Annotated in this window: 21 protein-coding genes; 7 read left to right on the top strand and 14 right to left on the bottom strand. The window is 31.1% G+C overall.

The genetic code is table 11. The annotated features are described in order from the left end of the window. Positions 1-24: 24 nt before the first annotated feature. The 4 genes from E4J94_RS04965 to dprA are packed head-to-tail and all read right to left on the bottom strand — an operon-like array spanning position 25 to position 4,766. Positions 25-621 (bottom strand): hypothetical protein, encoded by a 597-nt coding sequence (locus E4J94_RS04965; protein WP_135834757.1) that lies wholly within the window; start codon positions 619-621, stop codon positions 25-27. Then, positions 621-1,340 (bottom strand): DNA repair protein RecO, encoded by a 720-nt coding sequence (gene recO, locus E4J94_RS04960; protein ID WP_135834756.1) that lies wholly within the window; start codon positions 1,338-1,340, stop codon positions 621-623. Before recO ends, E4J94_RS04965 begins: the two co-directional genes overlap by 1 nt. Beyond that, positions 1,340-3,610 carry a type IX secretion system anionic LPS delivery protein PorZ gene (porZ, locus tag E4J94_RS04955; protein WP_135834755.1) on the bottom strand — a complete coding sequence of 757 codons (2,271 nt, stop codon included), beginning with the start codon at positions 3,608-3,610 and terminating at the stop codon, positions 1,340-1,342. The genes recO and porZ overlap by 1 nt, the downstream gene beginning before the upstream one ends. Before the next feature lie 58 nt (positions 3,611-3,668). Then, a complete protein-coding gene (dprA, locus tag E4J94_RS04950; RefSeq protein ID WP_135834754.1) occupies positions 3,669-4,766 on the bottom strand; it encodes a DNA-processing protein DprA in 1,098 nt (365 codons plus the stop codon). Between the two features lie 88 nt (positions 4,767-4,854). Here dprA and E4J94_RS04945 point away from each other — a divergent pair, with 88 nt between their 5' ends. Further along, positions 4,855-6,009 carry an HU domain-containing protein gene (locus tag E4J94_RS04945; protein ID WP_135834753.1) on the top strand — a complete coding sequence of 385 codons (1,155 nt, stop codon included), beginning with the start codon at positions 4,855-4,857 and terminating at the stop codon, positions 6,007-6,009. A 78-nt stretch (positions 6,010-6,087) separates the two neighbouring features. Here the strand turns inward: E4J94_RS04945 and E4J94_RS04940 are convergent, their stop codons facing one another. From E4J94_RS04940 to E4J94_RS04925, 4 genes are all read right to left on the bottom strand, one after another. Then, on the bottom strand, positions 6,088-7,536 hold the full coding sequence (locus tag E4J94_RS04940; RefSeq protein WP_135834752.1) for a TolC family protein: 1,449 nt from the start codon (positions 7,534-7,536) through the stop codon (positions 6,088-6,090). Beyond that, a complete protein-coding gene (locus E4J94_RS04935) occupies positions 7,529-10,696 on the bottom strand; it encodes an efflux RND transporter permease subunit (RefSeq protein ID WP_135834751.1) in 3,168 nt (1,055 codons plus the stop codon). The genes E4J94_RS04940 and E4J94_RS04935 overlap by 8 nt, the downstream gene beginning before the upstream one ends. Before the next feature lie 18 nt (positions 10,697-10,714). Beyond that, positions 10,715-11,797 (bottom strand): efflux RND transporter periplasmic adaptor subunit, encoded by a 1,083-nt coding sequence (locus E4J94_RS04930; RefSeq protein WP_038336760.1) that lies wholly within the window; start codon positions 11,795-11,797, stop codon positions 10,715-10,717. A gap of 155 nt (positions 11,798-11,952) precedes the next feature. Then, positions 11,953-12,348 (bottom strand): hypothetical protein, encoded by a 396-nt coding sequence (locus E4J94_RS04925; protein WP_135834750.1) that lies wholly within the window; start codon positions 12,346-12,348, stop codon positions 11,953-11,955. Positions 12,349-12,541: 193 nt separating this feature from the next. On the opposite strand from E4J94_RS04925, the gene E4J94_RS04920 reads away from it, so the two are divergent. Further along, complete coding sequence (locus E4J94_RS04920) at positions 12,542-13,060, top strand: acyl-CoA thioesterase (protein WP_135834749.1); 519 nt, start codon at positions 12,542-12,544, stop codon at positions 13,058-13,060. Positions 13,061-13,094: 34 nt separating this feature from the next. Here the strand turns inward: E4J94_RS04920 and E4J94_RS04915 are convergent, their stop codons facing one another. Beyond that, the gene (locus tag E4J94_RS04915) at positions 13,095-14,663 is read right to left on the bottom strand and encodes a tetratricopeptide repeat protein (protein WP_135834748.1); all 1,569 of its coding nucleotides are present in this window, start codon (positions 14,661-14,663) and stop codon (positions 13,095-13,097) included. A gap of 243 nt (positions 14,664-14,906) precedes the next feature. Between E4J94_RS04915 and E4J94_RS04910 the strand changes: the two genes are divergently transcribed. After that, a complete protein-coding gene (locus tag E4J94_RS04910; protein ID WP_135834747.1) occupies positions 14,907-16,697 on the top strand; it encodes a GEVED domain-containing protein in 1,791 nt (596 codons plus the stop codon). Between the two features lie 51 nt (positions 16,698-16,748). On the opposite strand, the gene E4J94_RS04905 is transcribed toward E4J94_RS04910, so the two are convergent. Genes E4J94_RS04905 through E4J94_RS04890 form a run of 4 tightly spaced genes read right to left on the bottom strand, consistent with a single transcriptional unit; the run spans position 16,749 to position 20,382 of the window. Then, entirely contained in the window at positions 16,749-17,144 is a 396-nt protein-coding gene (locus E4J94_RS04905; protein ID WP_135834746.1) for an acyl-CoA thioesterase, read from the bottom strand. Further along, positions 17,125-18,129 (bottom strand): Gfo/Idh/MocA family protein, encoded by a 1,005-nt coding sequence (locus E4J94_RS04900; protein WP_135834745.1) that lies wholly within the window; start codon positions 18,127-18,129, stop codon positions 17,125-17,127. The genes E4J94_RS04905 and E4J94_RS04900 overlap by 20 nt, the downstream gene beginning before the upstream one ends. Before the next feature lie 5 nt (positions 18,130-18,134). Further along, positions 18,135-19,796: a DUF6909 family protein gene (locus E4J94_RS04895; protein WP_135834744.1), complete on the bottom strand. Its 1,662-nt coding sequence runs from the start codon at positions 19,794-19,796 to the stop codon at positions 18,135-18,137. 7 nt (positions 19,797-19,803) lie between these two features. Beyond that, positions 19,804-20,382 carry a DUF3109 family protein gene (locus E4J94_RS04890; protein ID WP_135834743.1) on the bottom strand — a complete coding sequence of 193 codons (579 nt, stop codon included), beginning with the start codon at positions 20,380-20,382 and terminating at the stop codon, positions 19,804-19,806. 71 nt (positions 20,383-20,453) lie between these two features. Here E4J94_RS04890 and E4J94_RS04885 point away from each other — a divergent pair, with 71 nt between their 5' ends. The 4 genes from E4J94_RS04885 (at position 20,454) to rsmI (ending at position 23,753) form a co-directional block, all read left to right on the top strand. Beyond that, positions 20,454-22,190 carry a 1-deoxy-D-xylulose-5-phosphate synthase gene (locus tag E4J94_RS04885; RefSeq protein ID WP_135834742.1) on the top strand — a complete coding sequence of 579 codons (1,737 nt, stop codon included), beginning with the start codon at positions 20,454-20,456 and terminating at the stop codon, positions 22,188-22,190. After that, complete coding sequence (locus E4J94_RS04880) at positions 22,190-22,462, top strand: hypothetical protein (protein ID WP_135834741.1); 273 nt, start codon at positions 22,190-22,192, stop codon at positions 22,460-22,462. Before E4J94_RS04885 ends, E4J94_RS04880 begins: the two co-directional genes overlap by 1 nt. Before the next feature lie 61 nt (positions 22,463-22,523). Further along, entirely contained in the window at positions 22,524-23,018 is a 495-nt protein-coding gene (locus E4J94_RS04875; protein WP_135834740.1) for a DUF4252 domain-containing protein, read from the top strand. 60 nt (positions 23,019-23,078) lie between these two features. Then, positions 23,079-23,753, top strand: coding sequence for a 16S rRNA (cytidine(1402)-2'-O)-methyltransferase (rsmI, locus tag E4J94_RS04870; protein ID WP_135834739.1), 675 nt, complete (start codon positions 23,079-23,081; stop codon positions 23,751-23,753). On the opposite strand, the gene recJ is transcribed toward rsmI, so the two are convergent. Next, positions 23,750-25,450: a single-stranded-DNA-specific exonuclease RecJ gene (gene recJ, locus E4J94_RS04865; protein ID WP_135834738.1), complete on the bottom strand. Its 1,701-nt coding sequence runs from the start codon at positions 25,448-25,450 to the stop codon at positions 23,750-23,752. The genes rsmI and recJ overlap by 4 nt on opposite strands. Positions 25,451-25,471: the final 21 nt, after the last annotated feature.

Genomic DNA, 25,471 nt, shown 5'->3' with positions numbered 1-25,471 from the left:
TTTGTTTTAAAGATTTGTTAGAATTTATTTCGGGAGATTTTTGGATTCAATTAGAACATTCTCCACTACATAAATATTAAAAATAGAAGGTCTAACTTTTATAATTGCATGATTTTTATTTAAATCAGCATTTTCTAATTTTTGAAATGCATCTTTATCTAAATTTATAGACTCTTCGTATCCTTTGAAATTGATATTAATATCATATGAATAGCGAGATTCCTTCAATTTTAATATCTCGCAATTTTCTATAATTATTGGTTCTTTTGCTAAATCATTCACAATAAATTTCGATACATAATAAAATGATATTGAGAGAAAAATCGAGTAATAAATGGAAATTAAAACAATATCTTTCCTATATCCCGTTTCTACTAATTTACGTTTAAGTATTGGTATATTTAATATTAAAAAAACGAAAATCAGTGTAAATATAAATAATACAATATAATACCTCCATCCTACATTAAATAATATTAGTTCATCTTTCTTATAGAAGACAAATGCAATAACAAATAATAAAATTGAAATTAAATTTGATGTCTTAGTAGAAACAAACTCTTTTCTTATAGTATTTTTTGCTATATCTTCCTTTTTTGATTTTTTATTCTTTCTTCCCATTAACTAAACAATTCATGTAAAACTTGAAGTGATTTTGGTTTCTTAAAATTATTGGTATGAATTTGATAGTACTTCACTAGAATATCGAGTAAAAGAGAACGTTGTGATTGATTAAATGTATTTTTCGAATCTTCGGAAAAGTGTAATTCTAATAATTTTTTGAACAAAACTGTTTCACCTGCTTTCAACATATTGATGGATGAATTCGAATTGGTGAAAAATCCATTTTCTAAATCGAATAGATTTCCGTCAATTTCTAAGTTGGGATAAAATCCAAGAAAATGCGATAATTGAAGTAAGAATATCAAATGAAAATCTGCAAAATCGTCTTTCTTTTGATCAAATTCTTTTAGCGAATGTTCGATGTAAAAATATAATTCTGGATTATCTGATTCTTCTTTTAAAACTAAGTTTAGAATTTCAGCCAAGAAAAAAACAATAGCTGATTTGATAGGATGAAAATGTAACGATTCGTAATAATATGAAGTTTGCGCCGATTTTAAGAAAACCAATTGTTGTTCATTTGATTTCGGTTGAAAACTCAAATCGATTTCTGCAAGCGGAAAATACAACGAAGTATTTCTTTTCTTTTTGGAGAAAACACCTTTTGCAATAAATGACTTTAAGCCAAAACCTTGTGTATAACAACGAATAATTAAACTTGTGTCTCCATATTTTAAGCTAGAAAGTACAATAGCTTTAGTTTCTAAAATTTTCATTAACGGACAACTGCAATTTTCAATGTTTTGGTTTCTGTACCATCTGCATTTGTCATCAAAACTAAATAAATTCCAGAAGCGACAGGCTTTCCTTTTGCGTTATTTGTATTCCACTCTATAACTCCTCCGTCTGCTTTTTTCTCAAAAACTAAATTTCCAACTATATCTGTAATTTTAACCAACGCACGATTTGGAAGATTTTTTATTGTAATATTTCCTTTATATTCTGGTCTATATGGATTTGGATAAGCTATCGCATTGTTAAAGTCATTAGATTCTGTAGAAACATCTCCATTATATGAAACTACACCTTTTTCTGTAGCAAAATATACTTTTCCTGTTGTTTCATCTATCGAAATATCATACACAATATCAGAAGGTAATGGAGAATTTTTAGAAGTAAAATGTAATTTTGTCTCTTCACCATTATCAGAAACATAATATACTCCAGCTCCATTTGTTGCGATCCATTTACGATTAGCATTATCAACTTTTATAGCATAAATACCTACATCTGTTAACAATGCTTCAGGAATTCCGTCTTGAATAATAACAATTGGTTCTGCTGAAAAATTATTATTGTCTATAGCAGACTCTATTCCATAAGTAACGGCTAAACCCTGCCCTGTACCTATCCACAAATTTCCTGTTTTATCCAAAGCTGCTGACCAGACATCATTTGTTGGTAAAGTTTGTTCTCCACTTCTCAAAATATTTCCAACAGTTTCGTTATTATCTTTTCTCAAAATAGCAACACCTCCGGAACGAGCTTGCGGAATATAAATATATTTATTATCAATAATTGGGGATAAAGCATTAGATGATCCTTGATTTATTCTCTGTTTCGATATCCAATTTCCTGACGAATTTTTAACTGAAATAGAATTTACATTATCTTTTAATGCATTATAATTTGGTTTTCCACTCGCCATACAAACAGCATCACAATACCAACTTTGAGAAAGATAAAAATTTCCTAAAGCATCAAAATCACCTCCTCCAAAACGATAAATTTCAGGCAATGAATTTATAATATGAGTCGATTTATTTCCTTGAAATTCAAATATTCCTATTTGTTCACCTCCCCATTTTGTCACTTCAGCATAAGGAATAACCATAAAATGAACATCGTTTGTAGGATCTATAGCAATTTTAATAATATCTTTTGCTCCTCCTAAATCTCGTTCCGAACTAAAATGATTCCAATTTTTTGTATCATAATAAGAAAAACCATCTGCATTAAATGTAAGGTTATTAAATCCTTCAATTCCGCCAGGTGCTATCCAAATTTTTCCTTTTGAAGTTGAGACTGAATAAGATTTGTTACTATATGGTCCTTGCGGTTTATAACTTTTTAATGATTGTAATGATAAATCTATTAAACCATTTTTTATTGAACCTCCATAATAAATATTGTTGACAAATATTCCTATGTTGAAATTTATTGTCTGATTTTCTTGATCTATTGGAGAAAAACTTTGACCACTTAATGTCGATATTTTATCAATCTGAGCAATAATTAATTGTTCATTTGATGATTTCAAACCTTGAATATTGCTATAGCTCTGACTAAATCCATTCAAATTTTTTAAATCATTTCCTACAGAGTAATAAATTTCATTTGCAAATAATTCTATATTTGAAATATTTTGACCTGAATTTATAGACGGAGACCAATCATTAATATTCGGATTATTTAATTTCTTATTTGATAACTTACTAAATCTAATACCATTTGATGTGGCAATGTATAAAATATCATCTTTAATAGTTGCATCATTTACAACGATCGAATTAGTTCTCGTAGTTTCTTTAAATTCTTCTTCTTTCAAATCATACGAAACAATTCCAAAAGCTCCAGAAATGAAAGCTATTCCGTCATTTATAAAAATATGGTTGACTTTTTTATCTCCTGAAAAACCATTCCATTTAATATCTAGAACCATTGTCGACTCTCCGGAACGTAATAAATCTAATCCTCCATTTTCATATCCAACCAAAAAAGAATCCGAATCTTTATCATAAGCCATTGCAGAAACACTAACATTATTCAAAAAATTGGTTTTATTTAGCTTAATCCAATCACTCGTTGGATTTTGAGGATTGAACAAGAAAATTCCGTTTTCAGTTCCACAATAAATCACACCATTTACTTCTTCCAACAATTTCACATTATTGTAAGAAAAAAGATCAGTCCAACGCACTTTATTATTTTGAGCGTTTAAACTTGTGAAAATCATGGTGATGAAAATGAACAATTTTGTCTTCATAATGCACAAAAATACTGTAATTTATAACAAAATAACTTGCTAAAAATTGTATTGCTTGCTACAATAAATCATAAAATTTCCCTGGAAGCGTCGAAATTATTTGCTTTAATTCCAAATCTAATAAAATAGGCATCAATTCATATGATTTTAAATTTAGATCAAAAGACATTTTATCAATATGTTGTTTCCCATTGATTTTGAGATAATTTACAATTAAATTTTCATCGTCAGAAAACTCAATAAACAAATCTATTTGCTTTGTTTTCTTCTTCGAATTGAAGTTAAAATAATCAATAATATCTTTCGAATTTTCGACCAAATAAGCCTGATGAGATTTTATCAAATAATTACACCCAATACTCAACACATCCGTTGATTTTCCTGGTAATGCAAACACTTCGCGATTATATTCATTTGCAAACTTCGCAGTCACCAAACTTCCTCCTTTAAAAGCAGATTCTACAACAATTGTAATATCCGACAAGCCTGCAATAATACGATTTCGTTGAAGAAAAGCTTCAGGTGTAGCAATTTTAAAACTTGGTTGCTCCGTAACCCAACCTCCTTTTTGTAAAATTTTAATCGCAATTTTTTTGTGAGCAGCAGGATAAACTCGTTCAAAATTTGTTCCCATTACTGACCACGTTGCAATCTTATTTTTAAGTGAATTTGTGTGTGCTTCTATATCACAACCATACGCCAATCCGCTTACAATTGTAACATCAAAATCAGCCAAACCTTCGATTAATTCAGTAATAAAATTCCGTCCATAATTGGTCATTTTTCGTGTGCCAACAATCGAAATCTTTTTGTTATTGAATTGATTAAATTCTAAATTTCCTTTACAAAAAATCGCCAAAGGTGCATCAATACATTCTTTTAACAATTGTGGATAAACCTCATCATAAAAAGTTAAAATATTGATTTGATTATTATTACAATATTCAATTTCGTTAAAAGCTAAATCTAACCATTTTTTATTTCCAAAATCTTTGCTTAATTGTTGTCCAATTCCCGAAATTTGCATCAAATCTTTTGGTTTACAATTCCAAGCAGCCTCTGCCGAACCAAAAAATTGAATAATTTTTCGAGCTGTGATATCGCCAATTCCTTTCTGGAAAGAAAGTGCTAAAATATATGGTAAATCGGTTTGCATTTTGTTAAATTATTAATATTAAACCAACTAAGCAGAATTTTAAGTATTTATTTTTTGCTAAATCTAAAAAAAATGTTAATTTCGTAGTATGAGGTTAGAAGAGCATATTAGTCAATTATTATTTCAGCACGATTGTGTAATCGTTCCAAACTTTGGTGCGTTTATCTCAAACACTGCTAATGTGGCGTTTGACGAACAAACAAACACATTTATTCCACCAAGAAAAGAGCTTTCTTTCAATACAACTTTAACAAAAAGTGATGGTGTATTGGTGAATAAAATTGTAGAAGATGAGCCAATGTCTTTTGAAAATGCGCAAACATTTTTGAATGAACAAGTTTATTTTTGGCAAGAACATTTGAAAAATGGAAAAGTTTTAACCTTACAAAATATCGGATCATTACAATTTAATGACGCTGGAAAAATTGACTTCAAACCAGAAAATGCTCAAAATTATTTCATCGCCGCTTATGGTCTTTCAAATTTACAAGCCAATTACATTTTAGATTCGTCTAAAACTAAAACCTCTAACAAACACATGTCAAAATTTTTAGCCGCAGCCTCATTAATTCCCATTATTGTTGGTGGCTTCCTATATTTTAATACGCCGCAACCCGTGCAAGAATTCGTAACGGAACAATGGAGCGGTTTGGTTTTACCAATGATTGGTAAAGATGGTGCAACCAAAACTGAAAAACCTACAGTGCAATACGATGTGTATAATATGCCACAAACGATTGCTGAGCCTTCTTTGGTTGAATATCAAATTGCCGAAACCGTAACGAAAACAGATACAATTGAAACGCCTAAAAAAGTTGAAATTACAGTTGTAAAGGAAACGAAACTGAATGAAACTGAAAAGGAAATTACGGCAATTGTAAAGGAAAAACCTTCAACAAAAGAAGTTGTAAAAACAGAAACGAAAAAGTTAACGAAAGTTGAAGCTCCTAAAACAGCTGAAAAGAAAGTTGAGGACAAAAAAGAAATTGCAACTAAAACAACTGCAAAATCTAGCAATAAAAAATATCAAGTAATTGCGGCTTCGCTAAAACGTCAAGAAGATGCTGATCGTTTGGTAGGAGAATTGAAAAAACAAGGTTACAAAGATGCTGGAATTTCTTATGTAAAAGGTCGCTATTATTATGTTACATATAGCAGTTTTAATAACATAGAAGAAGCACAAAAATATATGAATGATGTGAATAAAAAGTCGCCTGGAACTTGGGTTAGAACTGAAAATTAATTTACATTTCAATACAATATAAATCGAAATAAGCTGCCTTTTGGGCAGCTTATTTCTTTGTTAGAATGAATATGAAAACTACTTCCAGCCTCCGCCTAAACTTTTGTAAATAGCGACAACTGTACTTAATTGTTTTTCTTTTGTTTCGATTAATTCCATTTTTGCATCCAATAAATCACGTTGAGTTGTTAACACTTCTAAATAATCTGCACGATTATTTTTGAACAACTGGTTCGCAATATCAATAGATTCCACAAGTGCTTTCGCCTGTTTGTCTTTGTACGAATAACTTTGTTCTAAGTTATTAATCTTCGACATCTGATTTGACACTTCTAAATAAGCATTTAAAATTGTTTTATCATATTCGTACAACGCTTGTATTTGATGAGCATTTGCAGTATTGAACTCCGCTTTTATCGCACTTTTATTAATTAAAGGCGCTGCTAATTCTCCAGCCAATGAATACAAAATAGACTCTGGCATTTTTACCAAATAAGATGGTTTGAAGGCATTTAGTCCTAAAGCCGCAGAAATATTAAGCGAAGGATAAAACTCTGCACGAGCTACTTTTACATCCAATGCAGAAGCTTTCAATTCCAATTCTGCTTGCTTGATATCAGGACGATTTGATAATAATTCAGACGGAATTCCTGCATGCATTGTTTGAGGAATCAAATCCATAAATGACGAACCATCACGTTTTATCGTCTGCGGATATCTTCCCAATAATGCATTAATTCTATTCTCAGTTTCTGTAATATCTTGTTTAATATTAAACTCTTCACTTTCAGATTTTAATAACTCTGCTTCAAATTTTTTCACCGCTAATTCAGTTTCACGCGCTGCTTCTTTCTGAATTTTCACCACACGCAGTGATTCTTTTTGCAACTCAATATTTCGATGAATTAAATCTAATTGGCTGTCCAAAGACAATAATTCATAATAAGATGAAGCTATTTCAGAAATTAAATTTGTCAAAACAAAATTCTTTCCTTCCACCGTTGATAAATATCGTGCAATCGAAGCATCTTTCGAATTACGTAATTTTTTCCAAATATCAACTTCCCAATCAGCACTCAAACCAATCGCATAATCCATCAAAGGATCAGGCATTTCTTTCCCTGGTTTTATCTCAGTCGAAGCGTCACCAGCACCTTGACTTGTGTAACGACCAACTTTCTCCACGCCAATTCCAGTGGTTGCAACTACGGTAGGAGATAATTTTCCGTTTTTATACAACACTTCATTTTTAGAAATCTCAATTTCTTGAAGTGTAATCATCAATTCTTGGTTATTTTTTAAAGCTTCTTCAATCAAAACAACCAAATTTGGATCAGTAAAAAATTGTTTCCAAGGCGTTAATACAGAACTTGGTGCATCATCATTTTGCACATTCTGATAAGCTTCTGGAATTTTTGGTGCTTGATGATTCTCAATCTCTTTGCTGACCGCAGGAGCTTTACAGCTCCAAATCATTGTTCCAAAAAGACTTATTGTAATTATATTTTTTAAACTATTTTTATTCATCTTCCGTGATTTCTTCTGTTAAAGGATTCTCATCTTCGTATTTCACCAATTGCATTTTATCCGCCAAAGCACCAAACGCAACATATAAACCGGGCACAATAAACAACCCGAAAATAGTTCCGAACAACATTCCACCCGCAGCAGCAGTACCAATTGTTCTATTTCCTACTGCTCCCGGACCAGAAGCTATAACCAACGGAATAAGACCTGCAATAAATGCAAATGATGTCATCAAAATTGGACGGAAACGAACTCCTGCACCTTCAATCGCTGATTTTACAATTGATAAACCTTCGTTATGTTTTTGTACTGCAAACTCAATAATCAACACTGCATTTTTACCGAGAAGTCCAATCAACATCACCATTGCTACTTGTGCATAAATATTATTTTCTAATCCTAATAATTTCAAGAAGAAAAATGCTCCGAAAATCCCTGTTGGTAATGAAATGATAACAGGTAAAGGCAAAATGAAACTTTCGTATTGCGCTGCTAAAATCATGTAAACGAAAATTAAACAAATGGCAAAAATAATCACCGCTTCATTTCCACGAGAAACCTCATCTTTCGAAATTCCTGCCCAATCAATTCCAAAACCACGAGGCAATGTATTTTTAGCTACTTCATTAATCGCTGCTATCGCTTGTCCACTACTATAACCTGGCGCTGGCGTTCCACTAATTTCTGCAGCATTATACATATTGTGACGCGTAATTTCTGATAATCCATACACTTTTTCAATTTTCATGAAAGCTGAATACGGAACCATTTCGCCTTGATCATTTTTCACATATAATTTCAATAAATCCTCTGGTAATGCACGATATTCTGGAGAAGCTTGTACCATCACTTTATAAGGTCGGTCAAATTTGATGAAACTTGTTTCATAATTAGAACCAACTAATGTTGATAGATTATCCATCGCATTTTCGATCGAAACACCTTTTTGTTCAGCAATATCATTATCAATTTTCAAGACATATTGAGGAAATGAAGCACTATAAAATGTGAATACAGAACTCAATTCTGGACGACGAGTTAATTCTTTTACAAAATCACGGCTCACTTCTTCCATTTTATGATAATCTCCACTACCTGCTTTATCCAACAATCTCAACTCGAAACCTCCTGCAGCACCATATCCAGGAACAGATGGTGGTTGAAAATATTCGATATTTGCACCATTAATATTCCCAGCTTTTTCTTCTAATTCTTTGATGATTTCTTCAGCAGATTTAGAACGTTCGTCCCAACTTTTCAAGTTAATCAAACAAGTTCCAGAGTTTGCTCCTGTTCCTTCTGTCAAAATCTCATAACCAGCCAATGACGAAACTGATGAAACGCCATCAATTCCTTCTGCTATTTTTTGTAATTTTTGAGAAACTTCATTCGTTCTTTCTAACGTAGAACCTGGAGGTGTTTGAATAATCGCATAAAACATTCCTTGATCTTCGTTTGGAATAAATCCAGAAGGCAAACTATTATTCAAAAAGAAAACTCCAGCACAAAATGCTAGTAAAATTCCGAATGTAACAGTGCGTTTGTTAACTGTTTTTGTTAAAACTTTTTCATATTTAAAAGATCCTTTGTTGAACAAATTATTAAACTTCAATAAAAATTTATTTAACATCGTTTTCTTTCTTGGTTGATCATGATTATTTTTCAAAATCATTGCACACAAAGCTGGTGTAAGCGTTAAGGCAACAATTCCTGATAAAATAATTGATGTCGCCATCGTAATCGAAAATTGACGATAAAAAATACCAACAGGTCCAGACATAAACGCAACAGGAATAAACACGGCTGCCATTACAAATGTAATTGCGATAATTGCACCACTAATTTCGCGCATCGCTTCTTCCGTCGCTCGTAAAGGCGAGAGATTTTTCTCTTCCATCTTGGCGTGAACAGCCTCTATCACTACAATCGCATCATCGACGACAACTCCAATCGCCATAACTAAAGCAAAAAGAGAAATCAAGTTTAATGTAATTCCAAAGAAACTCATCAACGCAAAAGTTCCGATCAAAGAAACAGGAACCGCCAACGCAGGAATCAATGTAGAACGCCAATCTCCTAAGAATAAAAACACCACGATACCAACTAAAACGAAAGCTTCAAAAAGTGTGTGTACCACTTTTTCCATCGAAGCATCTAAGAATTTCGAAACGTCATATGAAATCTCGTAATCCATTCCTTTTGGCAAATTATTTTCCTTAAGATCTGCCATCAATGCTTTGATGTTTTTGATGACTTCACTCGCATTACTTCCGTACGATTGTTTTATCACAATTGCGGCAGAAGGTTTGCCATTCAATGTTGAGTAAATATCATACATCGAACTTCCAAATTCTATATCAGCAACATCTTTTAAACGTAAGATTTCTCCATCAGGATTTGCTCTTAAAATGATATTTCCATATTGCTCTTTTGTGTTATATCGACCTGAATATTTTAACACATATTCGAATGTTTCTGAACGTTTCCCTGAACTCTCCCCTGTTTTCCCAGGTGAAGCTTCAATACTTTGTTCATCTAACGCTTTCATGACATCATCCGCAGAAATATTATACGCTTGCATACGATCTGGCTTCAACCATACACGCATCGCATATTCTCTATTTCCTAAAATATCCGCATCTCCAACACCATTAATACGTTTTAACTCAGATAAAATATTAATATCTGCATAATTATATAAAAACTGTTGATCAGCTTTTGGATCGTTACTGTACAAGTTAATGTACATCAACATATTTGATTCTTCGCGTGTAATTTTCACACCTTCACGAACTACCAAAGGCGGAAGTTTATTTACAACTGAAGAAACTCGGTTTTGCACATTTACAGCTGCAATATTGGGATCAGTTCCTAAATCAAAAATCACTTGAATAGACGCTTCTCCATCATTCCCAGCATCAGATGTAATATATTTCATTCCAGGAACACCATTTAGCGCGCGTTCTAATGGAATTACAACCGACTTGATCAATAATTCATTATTTGCACCAGGATATTCCGCAGTAATATTCACCTTTGGAGGCGAAATTGAAGGGAACTGCGTTACGGGTAATTTGACTAATGATAGAATCCCTAAGAAAACTATAATCAACGAAATGACAATCGAAAGAACGGGTCTTCGAATAAATTTATCAAACATAACTTTGAATTTTTTAGATTAGTTTGATTTTAATTTTAACGATGAAAGAACTTTTCTTGGTGCAATAAATTTCGTTTTGATTTTATCATCATCTTTCACTTTCTGAACACCTTCTAACAAAATATTATCTTTCTCCGAAAGTCCACTTTCTACCACATAAACATCAGGCATTTCTAGACCAATCGTGATATTTCTTGATTTCACAACACCATTTTTATCTACTACAAAAACATAGGTTTTATCTTGAATTTCGTAGGTTGCTTTTTGTGGAATTAATAAAGCATCATGCAACGGAACTGTCATTTTTACTTTTCCTGTTTCACCATTTCTCAACAAATGATTTGGATTTGCAAAACGCGCACGAAACGCAATATTCCCTGTTTCGTTGTTAAATTCACCTTCTATCGTTTCCACCAAACCTTTTTCTGGTAGAGGTTTATTATTCGCCATAATCAACGAAACTTGTTTACTCGCTCTATCTTGAATATTTGTCTGATAATCTAAATATTCAGGCTCAGAAACGTTGAAATAAGCAAACATTGATGAGTTATCAGACAAATTTGTTAATAACATTCCTTCATCAATCAAGCTTCCCAATTTCATAGGAATTCTATCAATAACACCAGAAAATGGCGCACGAATATCTGTAAATGATAAATGTAATTGGGCCAATTGCATTTCTGCTTTCGATTTCTCTAATCGTGCCTGCGCAATAGCTTTTTCGTTCTTAGAAACAACATTATTATCAGCCAAAGTTGCTGAATTTTGCAATTCAATTTGTGCCTCTTTTACCTCAGCTTTTGATTTCAAATATTCGGCTTGATACATCGAAGGCATAATGCGAAACAACAATTGGCCAGCTTGTACATGTTGACCTTCATCCACAAAAACTTTTTGCAAATAACCTTTTTCTTGCGCACGAATTTCGATGTTTCGTACCGACTGAATTTGGGCAACATAATCCTTATCTACAATCGTATCCATTTTGATTGGCGTTGTGATTGGATAATCTTTTACTTCTTCTTTTTCCTGTTTTTTTGATGAACAACTTGTTGTCAACAATACAGTACTCAGAGCAACAAATAATGCGACTCTTTTCATAATTCTTCTAACTATTAAATGTAAAATTTGATTAAATGGATTTCTTGGCAGAAATAGTTTTACCAAAAAATATTACATACAAAAATTGGTTAACATTCAGCTATTCACGAACTGAACACTAATTTTTGGTGTAATTATAAAATTTAAGAAATCAATCAAATTCTAATTGTACGTAACAAAATGTACTTACAACTCGAAAATTTGATGGTTTTATTGTAGAAGAAGTGTTTCTTTCTTAAACCTTGAATTATAAAATTTAAGACCAAAACAACACTTAATAGTTTGATACAAGTTTCTAAATCGATTTTGTTTGATGTCTGAAAATCATCATCAATCGTTTCGATACTTGGATTAAATTCTTGAAATTGATTTGAATTTGAAGTTTTAGAAAATTTAGTTTCAACAATTTTACTTGCGTGATAAATATGTGTATTATCGTTAACAACTGTCTGTGAAGTCAAATTTCCTTGAAAATGTTGAGTACCAGCAAACACTTTAGTTTCCGCAAAAAATAGCAGAAATAAAGCAGATAACAAGTATGTGATAAACATTTTCATAATTCTGTTCAAATGTAAGATATGAAATAATATAATAATCTATATTAACATTTTTTAACGCCTATTTTTTTTATAATTTATAATCCATTAAAAATCAATTGATTAAAATTTTATCAATCTCTTATCTTTACTCATTTTAAAAACTCATTTTTTTTATGGAAATTTGCCAATCAATAAACAAAAGTATATGGCGAAAGCAAAAAAAGCAATTGATTCGTTAGCAGTAATGACGAATTTAGTTTTACCAAATGAAACAAATAATTTGGGTAATATGTTTGGAGGAGAACTTCTTGCTGCAATGGACCGAATTTCTTCTATTTCTGCAAAGATGCATGGTGGAAGTTTTTTAGTTGTAACAGCAAGTGTAAACCATGTAGCTTTTAATATTCCTATTCCAATGGGAAGTACAATTAAATTAGAATCTAAGGTTACTCGTGCATTTAATTCTTCTATGGAAGTGTATGTTGATGTATTTGTTTATGATTATGAAAATTGCGTCTATAACCAAACAAATAGTGGTATTTATACATTTGTAGCTGTAGATAATGATAATAAACCTGTTAGTGTACCTGAATTAATACCAGAATCTGCACAAGAAATAGAACGCTTTAATGCAGCTTTGCGTCGTAAACAATTAAGTTTGATTTTGGCAGGAAGAATGAATCCTGCTGATGCACACGAATTAAAATCATTATTTATAGAATAAAAAGAATCGCTAATAAATTAGCGATTCTTTTTATTTAAAGGCTTAATAAAAAATTTGTTAGACTTTGATTTTCTTCTAAATTCATTTTTTTTCTTAATCTATGTCTCGCAATAGTAATACTATTATAACTTTGTTGAGTAATTGCTGAAATTTCTTTCGTAGATAAACTCATCTTCAAAAATGCACACAAACGTATTTCATTTCGTGTCAAATCAGGATATTTCAATACTAGTTTTTTATAAAAATCTTCATGAGTTTCTTTAAATATTTTTTCAAACTCATTGTAATTAAATCTTTTTGAACCATTTTTCAAATCTCCTATAATCTGATTGATCAAATCTTGTGTCTTAGATGATGAAGTTTCTTTTATTTCACTGAGTCTTTTTGAAGTATTGTCTAATATCTCTGTCGTCTGAAGTACTTGTAGATTCTTTTCTGTAATTTCTTTATTTTTCTTTTCAAGTTGATTAACTAATAAATCATTTTCTATTACTCTTTTTTTTAACTTAATTTTCTGTAGTTTATACAATAAGATAAAAATAAAAGCTGTTAACAATAGTATAATAATGCCTGTCCATAACAACATACTTTTCTTATTCTGTTTTTCAATAAGATTATCTTCTTTTATCTTTTGCTGATATTTATATTCTAATACCGTTAGTTCTCCTTTTGATTGTTTTTTTAATTTAAGCTCATTTAACTCTTTGGCTATATGTAAATATTTATTAGCTAATCTATAATCCTTTTCAAATTCATATATAGATGAAAGTTCTTCAGAACATAATCTTTTTATAATCATAAAATTATGCTTTTCACCCATATCAAAAGCTTTTAATAAATATCTTTTGGCTTGTTCATTATCTTTGATAAGATTTTTATAAGCAAATCCTATGTTGTAATAAATTTTAGTTAGATCATAAAAACTATTTTTCTTTTTAGCCAAATCCTCAGCTAAAAAAGAATTTTTAAATGCTAATTCAAAATTTTTTAATTCAAAATTTACTAAACCAATATTTTGATAAGACATTATAAGTCCAGCTGTATCTTTTAATTTTAAGCTCGTTTCTTTTGCATCATTATAAATCATCAAAGCTTTCTCAAAATTCCCTTTTTTCTGTTCTAGTATTGCTAAATTATTGGATATAATGTAACGAGACGAATCTAAAGTATTATTCTTTTTTGCTTCCTCTAAAGCAAGCTCATAATATTTTCTTGCTTTTATTGTATCTTTTGAGAAATTGTAAACATTTCCTATTCCTTTTAGCGGGATATATGTTTTTTTTGAACCTGTTTTTCTCATCAAATTCAACTCTTCATTAAAATATTTTAATGACTCATTATAAATCTCTTGAGAAAAATAAACATCTCCAGCTACTTGATACAAATAAATCAATAGTTCTTTATTATTCGTATCATGACGTTTATTCAAAGCCTTTTCTATAGAACTAATTGCCTTTTGTCCATCAGTTTTATTATTATTCTGTGCATTATCAATTAAGTTATAAATTTCATGATCTCTTTCATTATTTAATGAAAATGGTTGAGCTGATAAAGTTGATAAAAAAAATAGACAGAAAATGAGTCTTAGAGAATTTGTTGCCATAAAGAAATTGTTTATGAAATAACATATGTGCCATTTCAAAAATACTAATTAAAAACTAATCATATTCAACTATCTTTTTTCTCAAAAAAACAAAAACAAATATCTAATAAACAAACAGTTAATTCAACATGAAATATTTTGAAATATTGTAAAATTTAAATGTAAAGCTTTTATAATATATCATTAATTGTAAATACTCGATCTAATTCATATAATTGATTAATCTTTATAAAAAGCACTATTATGATTACAAAATTTTTTACACTTTCAACTCTACTTTTTTGTCCTTTTATTTTTGGACAAACTATATTACATGAAGATTTTGAAAATGGGATTCCTTCTAATTGGGAAATTAAGAAAACAAATGCTACAGAGAACTGGAAAACAAAAGGTCCTAAAGCATTCGCTTATTTAAGCTCTAAAATTGCAGTTATAGATGGAGATAATATTAATTATGCAGATCAAAATGAATGGTTAATTACACCTTTTTTTGATTTATCTAATGCGAAATCTCCAGCAATTGATTTTACAATTGCTTCCAACCCTTATTGGTTAACAGAAAAAAATACAACTGATTTTTTCATTAAAGTTTCAATTGATGGAGGAAAAAACTGGGAACAAATTTGGGATGATACTCAATTCATTGATGATGGATCTTATTCATTTAAAGTATATCGTATTCGTCTTGATTTAGAAAAATATAAAGGAGAGAAAAATGTACAAGTAGCTTTTCAATTAAAAGCTAGTGGTGTAGTAGCTCCAGATAATGTTGTATCTGTACTATTAGATGATGTAACAATAAATGCAGAACAAGATAAATATTGTTCTACTTTTTATCCAGAAAATAAAGTATTTCCTATTACAAGAGTAAAATTTGCTAATATAGATCATCATTCAGAAGCTATTACAAATGGTAAAAACTCTTATGAAAATTTTACAAATATTGTCGCTGAAGTAAACAAAGGTGAATCATACGAAATATCGATAGAAAGTACTACTATTGGTCCTACTTCTCAGAACTCGAATATTTCAGTTTTTATTGATTGGAATCAAAATGGTCTATTTTTAGGTCCAGAAGAAATTAAACTAGGACAAACAAAAGGAGGATCAACACCTTTAATAGGCTCAATTAAAATTCCTGAATTTGCTAAACCAGGATTAACAAGAATGAGGATTGTACGAAACTTATCGAACGCTGCAGCATGTTCTCCTGCAGGAGATGGTGGGCAAGTAGAAGATTATTCAATCTTAATAAAAGGTGCTTCTGTAGATCCAGAAGATGATGGCTGTACAATATATCATCCTGGTTCATTTGAAAATGGTTCACAAGTAAGATCTACAGTCCAATCTGCGAATGATTTTAATCTTGAAGGAAATAAATCTATAGAAATTAGTAAACTAGAGTTTACCGTTTCTAATAAATTAGATATTGTAGATATCCATTTTTATAAAGACAATAATGGAAAACCTGGTGAATTAATAAAATCATTTATTGGAGTTTCTCCTTCTTTACAAATTTATCAAGATATAGAAGTTTATAACAATAAACTATATAAAAACACTTACACATTACCATCTGCTTTTTTATTAAATGGAGAGAAAGAAAAAACGACTTATTGGATAGGCTTAAATTCTCAAAACGATTCTGAAATTAACTATTGGTCATCTGCAGATATTCAAACTAATAATACAAATGCAATGGTTTCAACTGATAATGGAGCAAATTGGCGACCAGTAAGTGGCGCTTTGGACGGTGCTTTTGTTGTATTTGGGAAATGTAGTTCTTTAGGAACAAATGATATTCATTCAAAAAGGTTAACTTATTACCCAAATCCTGTAAAAGACAATTTAAATATTAAATCGACAAAAGAAATTGCTGAGGTTAATATAATTAATTTAACAGGACAAGTAGTAAAGCGAGATACTATTATTAAGGATAAATTAAGTACTTCAAATTTACCTTCTGGAACTTTTATAATTAAAATCATTTATAAAGACAATTCCTCTGAATCATTCAAAATAATTAAAAAATAATACAAATAAAAAAGTCGAAACAATGTTTCGACTTTTTTATTTGTATTTCTATTAATCTTTATTTGTTAATCTATCAATAACATATTCCACTTGTGTTTTACCATGTGCTTTTGGCTTTCCATTTTCATCAAGGTTAACCATTGTGATTCTATCAACAGTAATTATAGTTTCATGAGTCATTTTATTTCTCACTTCACATTGTAAAATTAAAGAAGTTGTACCAAATTTTACGACTTCAATTCCTATTTCCACGATATCTCCTTCACGAGCCGAAGCCATGAAATTTATTTCAGACATATACTTTGTTACAACATGTGAATTTTCTAACTGTACAATACTATATAAAGCCGCTTCTTCATCAATCCAAGCCAAAAGTTTTCCTCCAAAAAGTGTTTTATTTGGATTAAGATCTTCTGGTTTAACCCATTTACGAGTGTGAAATTTCATAATTTTCTGTTATTTGTTTTTGTTTATTCTCCTCTGCTAAATAGTTAGCTTCCGAAATAAATTTTACTAAATTTATAGCATATTTTCCTTCTAATAAAGATTCGTTATGGCGAGTTAAAGCTTCTGAAATTTCTGAAATTGCATTTGGATGAAAATTCTTTTGGTCAGTTGACATTTTATTTGAACAACAGACATTCTTTAAATCTGAATAAATCATTTGGTTAAGATACTGATCACCAATCTTTATTGTCCCTTTTTCTGCAATAATAGTGATATTACTTTCAAAATTTTTATTGAAAACTGATGTTGTGTAAATCATATGTCCAATTGCTCCATCAGCAGTAAAATCGACACAACCTGAATCATCAAATTCTGTCACTTCTTGATGCGTAAAATTGAAACTTTTTGAATTTGTACAAATCACCTCATCAAACCAAAAATTCATGATATCAACAAAATGTGAAAATTGAGTGAATAATACTCCTCCATCCATCTCTTGATTTCCATGCCATTCTCGCAACTTATAATAATTCTTGTTACGGTTCCAATAGCAATTAATATTCACCATAAAAATATTTCCTAAAGAATTATTGTCAATCAAATTCTTTACATATTGCACAACTGGAGAAAACCGAAGTTGCATTGAAGTAAATACTCTAAGTTTTTTTTCTTCAGCAACTTTCAATATTTCTTTTGCATCCTCTACTGTTAATGCAATTGGTTTTTCAATCAAAACATTTTTTCCAGCTTTTAAGCAACGAATCGCATGTTCGCGGTGCAAACCATTTGGCGTAGCAATCACAACAACATCCGTTTCTTGATCTTCGTTCAGAAAACTTTCGAGTGTAGAATAACCTTTAATTGGTAAATCTTCTGGTAAATTAAAATCTATTACCGAAATTAACTGTGCATTTTCAGCTTCTTCTATCGCTTGTTGATGTACACGCCCAATATGACCGTAGCCTAAAATGGAAAAATTCTTCATTGAATTTATTTAATAATTTTTTCTAATATCTTTTGCGTGATTAGATATGTTGGTTTTACACCTGTTAATCCTAAACCTCCAGAAGCCAATGTACTTCCTGTTTCTAACGGATTATCAGAAGCGTAATATGCATACATTACTTTAACATCTTTATCGATGTGATGTCTAATTTTTGACGCAACTTGAATTGCTTTTTGATAATGCGCTCCTTCCATTTCTAATCCAATTGCTTGGAAAGACGAATTTTTAAAATACTCTAAAACGTCTTTATTTTGTAAAGATGTTCCTAAAACCGAAATCATTGGTCCTTCATAAACACCTAAACCTTGTCCTTCGAAATCTGCAGCAGTTAATTCGTTATCAAAAACATAATTATCTGTAGTTCCTTCGAAAACATGTGCTGTAGCAATCATAATATCACCTTTTATTCCTTCTAAGATTCCAGCTTTACCCATAATTGCAACAGATTTTACATTCATTTTGAATTTTACATCTCCAACTTTGTATGGTTTCAACAACTCATCCATCGCCTCAAATGCTTGCTCTCCAAAAGCATAATCCATCACTATAATCACTTCATTGTTCTTATCTTTTGCATAAGAAAACGCAGAATTTGCAACATTTACTTTAGATAAATCAATGATTTGAACATCGATATTTGTTCCTGATTGATCTTTGATATAAACTAAACCATTTTGTTGAGTGTATTCATTTAACGAATCGCGCAACATTTTGTTGTTTGCAGCACTTAAATCTTCATAAATTTCTACACCATCATTTTTATATTTTCTTTTCAATCCATCATATGCATACAACATGTTTGAAACACTATGCATATTAGCAGAAATGATATGGATATTTTTATCTTGAAGATTATTTTCGAACAATACACGTTTGATTTCATTCGCCCATTTTTCTCCAATCATATGATGACCAATCGATTCACGTAAAGTTGATGTAAATGTAATTTCACGTTTCTTAGTTCCGATACGATCTTGTTGACTTGTGTATCCCATCCAATAAACTACACGGAAAAAATAATCTTTATCGTCTGCTTTACTGAAATAATGATGAATTTCTTGTGTTTCTTCAAACGTTCTTCCTAAAATCGTAGATAAATGCATCAAAGCAACTTCACGTTCTTTTCGAGAAATTTCAACTTCATTGAATACAACATTTTCGATAAATTCCCACGCTCTACTTTTAGAAAGTGTTTCGTTACTAAATGCTCTATTTCTGATTTTATCCGCCTCATTGTATAAAAACGTTAAGTGCGTCAACACATCATAGATATCAGAACGACCGCGAGATATTTCGATATTCATTTGATCATCATCAATTCTATAGCAAAAACGACGACGTTTTGCAGGAATAATTGGTGTAAAAATAGAACGATCATAGCCTTCGTCAGATGTAAAAGACACATAAGGTGTTTCTACAATTCCTTCTGGTAAACGATCTAAAACGTACATCAATCCGCTTAATTCTACCTTGTTTGGATCTGTCATTGATCCGTAGATTTCGGGATTAATTTCAAATAATAAATTTCTTAATATTTTTCCAGGTGCACCTGACGGACGATACACTCCTCTATGAAATAAATGACGCATTGATATATACAATCTTTCAATAGCGTCCGTAGATCTTCTTGCTCTTGTTATTGACATAAATTTTTTACTTTTTTTGGTTGTTTAATTCTTGTTGAATGGCCATTAATTCATCATACCATTCTTGTCCAAATTTGCGAACTAATGAATCTTTTGCAAATGTTGCTACATTCACTTTCAATTCCTTTCCTAAGGTACAAGCATCTGCACAAATATCCCATACATCGTAGTTAACTGAAGTGAAATTTGAATATTCCTTAACACGAACTGGATATAAATGACACGAAATTGGTTTTTTGTAATCTACCTTTCCGTCTTCGTAAGCCTTTTCAATTCCACATTTTGAAAAACCATTTTCTTCGAAAACTAAATAAGCACATTCACGATTATTGACTAATGGAGTTACCCAATCTCCGTCAGTATCCATTGTGTACTTACCTTCTTGTTCAATCACCGCAATTCCTTCGGGACGCAAATAAGGTTTTACATCTTCATAAATATCGTCTAATACAGTTAGTTCGTCTTCATTCAAAGGAGCGCCAGCGTCACCTTCTACACAACAAATCCCTTTACATTTGTTTAGATTACAAACAAAATCTTCATTTAGTAGTTCTTCAGATACAAGGGTTTTTCCTATTTGGAACATGTTACATTAAATTTTGTAACATGCAAAGGTACGGAAAATTCCTCAGAAAAATGTAATTTTGTAAAAGAATAATGGATAATCTACTTTTAAAAATCAATCATCCTAAGGAACTTAGGACTTTTGAAGCGTCTCAATTAACTGCTTTAGCTCACGAGATGCGCGAGTTTATTTTGGATACTTTGAGTGTAAAACCAGGACATTTAGGTGCTAGTTTGGGTGTGATTGAATTAACGATTGCATTACATTATCACTACAATACACCTAAAGATTTGTTGATTTGGGATGTAGGTCATCAATGTTATCCACATAAAATTTTGACAGGTCGTCAACAAATTTTCAATTCACTTCGTCAAAAAGATGGTATTTCTGGTTTTCCAAATCGCGAAGAAAGTGAATTTGATACATTTGGAACGGGACATTCTTCTACATCTATTTCAGCAATTGTTGGGATGGCAACTGCGGATAAGATTAATCAGATCAATAGAAAACACATTGCAATTATTGGTGATGCATCAATTACTTCTGGAATGAGTTTCGAAGCATTGAATCATCTTGGATCAACAGATTTGGATGTTCTAGTTATTTTGAATGATAATGATATCGGAATTGATCCTTCGGTTGGTGGATTGAAAAAACATTTTAAATCTTTAGAAAATCAATCCGAAAATATTTTCTCCAATTTCGGTTTAAATTTTATTGGAACGATTGACGGACATAACTTTGCTGACTTACTGAATGCTTTCAATAAAGCTGATTCAATAAAAGGTCCAAAAGTTTTACACATCAAAACAATAAAAGGAAAGGGTTACGAAAAAGCAGAAATCGATCAAGTAAAATGGCATGCTCCAGGTTTGTTTGACAAAGAAACCGGTGAAATAAAATCGAAGAAAAAAGAAAAATCGTATCAAGATGTTTTTGGTGAAACCATGCTTCAATTACTCGAAAACAATCCACAAATTGTAGCGATAACACCTGCGATGTTAACAGGAAGTAATTTGGTAAAGTGTCATCAAGATTTCCCCGAACGTGTTTTTGATGTCGGAATTGCAGAGCAACATGCGGTGACGTTTGCAGCTGGTTTGGCGACGCAAAACACCATTCCGTATTGTGTGATTTATTCCACATTTTTACAACGTGCGTACGACCAAGTGATTCACGATGTAGCGTTACAGAATCTACCCGTTGTGTTTTGTATTGATCGTGCAGGATTTGTTGGTACAGACGGCGCGACGCATCATGGTTATTTTGATATTGCATATTTACGTGAAATTCCAAATATGATTATATCTTCGCCTCGAAACGAAAAAGATTTCAAAAATCTATTGTACACAGCGCAGTTTACAACTCAACCTTTTGCGATTCGTTATCCAAAAAATAATATCCAAACAAGTTATTCTAAAGTCGAAAAAATAGAAATCGGTAAATCTGAAATTATTTTTGAAGGAAAACAATTAGCAATTCTTTCAACTGGATTAATTAGTTCTCGAATTGAGGAAATTATCATTCAAAATAATCTTCAAGATAAAGTTGCTTTGATTGATTTTCCATTTATCAAACCTTTAGATGAATCTAGCTTAAAAGCTATTTCACTAAAATATTCTACCATTCTAACTTTTGAGGATGGAATAAAAAAAGGAGGTTTTGGAAGTGGAATTTTAGAATTTCTAAATTCTATTCATTACAAAGGAAATATCACAATTAACGGATATCCAGACAAGTTTATCGAACATGCTTCAATTTCTGAATTAGAACAAATGGTTGGTTTAGATAATTCATCAATATTGGAAATGATAAAAAGTTATTTGTAATGGAACACGAATATTTCAAAAATGCTTTAGATCTTTTTTTATTTGGTTTAGGTGTGCTGATTATAGCTATCATTTTAAACACCCCCTTTAAAAAGAAGAAGGTTAAACAAAATTTAAGTTTTGGATTAGAACAGAAAGACAAATTAGAGTATATTAATGATGGTCTCAGAATTATTAATACTACGAGATTAAAAAGTATATATTTATTTGCAACTGTTTTTATCATTGCATCAATTATTTATTTGATTTTAGGAATTATTGAATATTTTTAAACTTCATAATTTTCGGTACGAGAGTTGTTATAGCTTTCTCTAATTTATAAACACAACAACAATGAAAAAAATAATCGGTTTATCTTTTATAGCAGTATTGTTAACATTGCAATCTTGCGGCACGACAAGAAATATGCAAGAATTCTACACAAAATATGACAATCAATCTACTATAATTCCTTTACCTTCTTTTGCGTTGAAATTAGCTGGAAAAGCTGGTGGAACAGATTTATTTAATTATTTGAAATCGGCAAAAGTTTTTGTTGTTTCAGATGCTGGACAAGGAAAACAAAAAAGAATCATGAACGATTTGCAATCGTCTATGCGTGGGGAAAAATATGAAAACTTGGTAAAATTCAAAGCGAAAGATAGCCGTTTGAACATTTCATTACAAGAAGATGGCGGGCGAGTTAAGAAAATGATTTTTGGAATTAACGGTTTGCGAAATGTATTGGTTATCGATTCTAAATTAGATATTCCAAGAACAGATTTAGACAAAGTTTTGGACAAAGTTTCAGCTGAAGATATTGCAGATTTAGCAGATATTTTGAAATAATATAAGAAGCCAGCTAATTAGCTGGCTTCTTATTTTGAAATTACTTTGTAACTTTGTCGCATGAGTGGAAAATTATATTTGGTTCCGACGCCAATCGGAAATTTGGGAGATATGACATTTAGAGCGGTTGATGTGCTAAAAGAATCGGATGTGATTTTAGCAGAAGACACGCGAAATAGTGGTATTTTACTGAAACATTTCGAAATTTCTACTCCAATGCGTAGCTATCATATGCACAACGAACATCAAGCAACTGAAGATATAATTCGTCAGTTAAAAGATGGTCAAATCATTTCGATTATTACAGATGCCGGAACTCCAGGTATTTCTGATCCAGGTTATTTATTAGCAAAAGAATGTGTAGCAAATAATATCGTAATCGAATGTTTACCAGGCGCAACAGCTTTTGTTCCTGCATTAGTTGTTTCTGGATTACCAAATAACGAATTTACTTTTGTTGGATTTTTACCTGTAAAAAAAGGACGAAAATCTAAATTAGATTCATTAATAGAAGAAAAGAAAACGATGATTTTCTACGAATCTCCACATAAAATTGGACGCACTTTGAAGGATTTAGCCGAATCTTTTGGAGCTGAACGCAAAGCAAGTTTATCACGTGAAATCTCGAAAAAATTCGAAGAAACTTTACGCGGAACATTAACTGAATTAGCCGAAATAACCGAAAAAAGAAATTTGAAAGGTGAAATGGTTTTAATTGTAGAAGGAAATCATTAATCGTTGAAGCGAATATCTTTGATATTCAATTGCCAAGTTCCTTTTCCTTGCCAGTAATTCATTCCGATTGTGTACACCATATCAAATGATTGTCCTTTCTCTAATTTTGGTCCAAATTTCCCTAATTTGAAACCAATTGCAGGAAACGTAATACGTGTATCTCGCTGATGTACGTACAAACGTGCGTGTTCTTTACCAACTAATCGGAAATCGGTGGCTAATAAATCTTTCGAAATAAAAACAGGATTCATATTATCTGGTCCAAAAGGCGCCATTCGCATCACCGATTCCAAGAAAGAACGTGTCATATCATTAAAAGAAATCTCTTTATCGATCAAAATTGATGGCGTAAAATGTTTTCCATTCGACATTTCCTTCACTGTTTGATCGAATCTAATTTTGAATTCTTCAAAGTTTTCTTCTTTCATTGCTAAACCAGCAGCAGCCATATGTCCACCAAACTGTGTTAACAAATCTTTGTTTTTTTCGATTGCCGAATGTATGTCAAACTCTTGAATAGAGCGAGCTGACCCTACAATTTCGCCTTCATTATTCTTCGTGCAAACAATGGTTGGCTTATAATACAAATCAACTAATCGAGAAGCTACAATTCCTATTACTCCTTTGTTCCAAGATGCATCGTAAACAATTGTTGAATATTTTTCTTTGGTATTAATTTGATCCAATTGAAAGAGTGCATCATTCGTCATATCAATATCCAACGTTTTACGTTCGTTATTTAATGAATTAATATCATTCAAATATTTACGACAATCCTCCTCATCTGTACTTAACATAAAACGAACCGCTTCCGAACCATGTTTTATACGACCTGCAGCATTAATTTTTGGTGCAATAGAAAAAACAACATTCGAAATATTGACATTATTTTTAATATTGGTCGGAATTAATTGCTGAAAAGCCAAACGAGGTTCTGAATTTAATCGTTTCAAGCCAACATAAGCTAATACACGATTTTCTCCTGTAATCGGAACAATATCAGCCGCAATACTTACAGCAACTAAATCTAAAAGAGGTAAAAGATTTTCTTTTGGAAGATTGAATTTCTCCGTATAAGCTTGTACTAATTTAAAACCAACACCACAACCGCTCAAATCTTTGTAAGGATATCGACAACCTTTTTGTTTCGGATCTAAAACAGCGTACGCTTTAGGCACAGAACGATCTGGTAAATGGTGATCACAAATAATATAATCAATGCCTTTTGATTGGGCATATTTTATTTCTTCGTGAGCTTTAATTCCACAATCTAAAGCAATTACAAGTGAAATATTGTTTTGTATAGCGAATTCTATACTTTGTTGAGAAATTCCATAACCTTCATTATTTCGGTCTGGAATATAAAAAAAGACTTTCGAGTAGATAGAAGTCAGAAATTCGTAAAACAAAGTTACGGCTGTCGTTCCATCTACATCGTAGTCTCCAAATATTAAGATATTTTCTTCGTCATCAATTGCATTTTTGATACGTGAAACCGCATCAGACATTCCTTTCATCAAAAAAGGATCATGCAATTCGTCTAAGGATGGATTAAAATACGATTTGGCTTGAGCAAAATTCGTAATTCCACGTTGGGCTAATAAAATAGCAAGCACCTCTGATACGTTAAGGGATTTTCTTAAATCCTTAACAACTTCAGTATTGGGCTGTTCTTTTATTTCCCATCTTTTTTCCATCTCTTTAATTTACATATTTTT

The organism is Empedobacter tilapiae (assembly GCF_004785645.1).
GTDB classification, from domain to species: Bacteria; Bacteroidota; Bacteroidia; order Flavobacteriales; family Weeksellaceae; genus Empedobacter; species Empedobacter tilapiae.
This window is presented reverse-complemented; position numbering and strand designations above follow the sequence as displayed.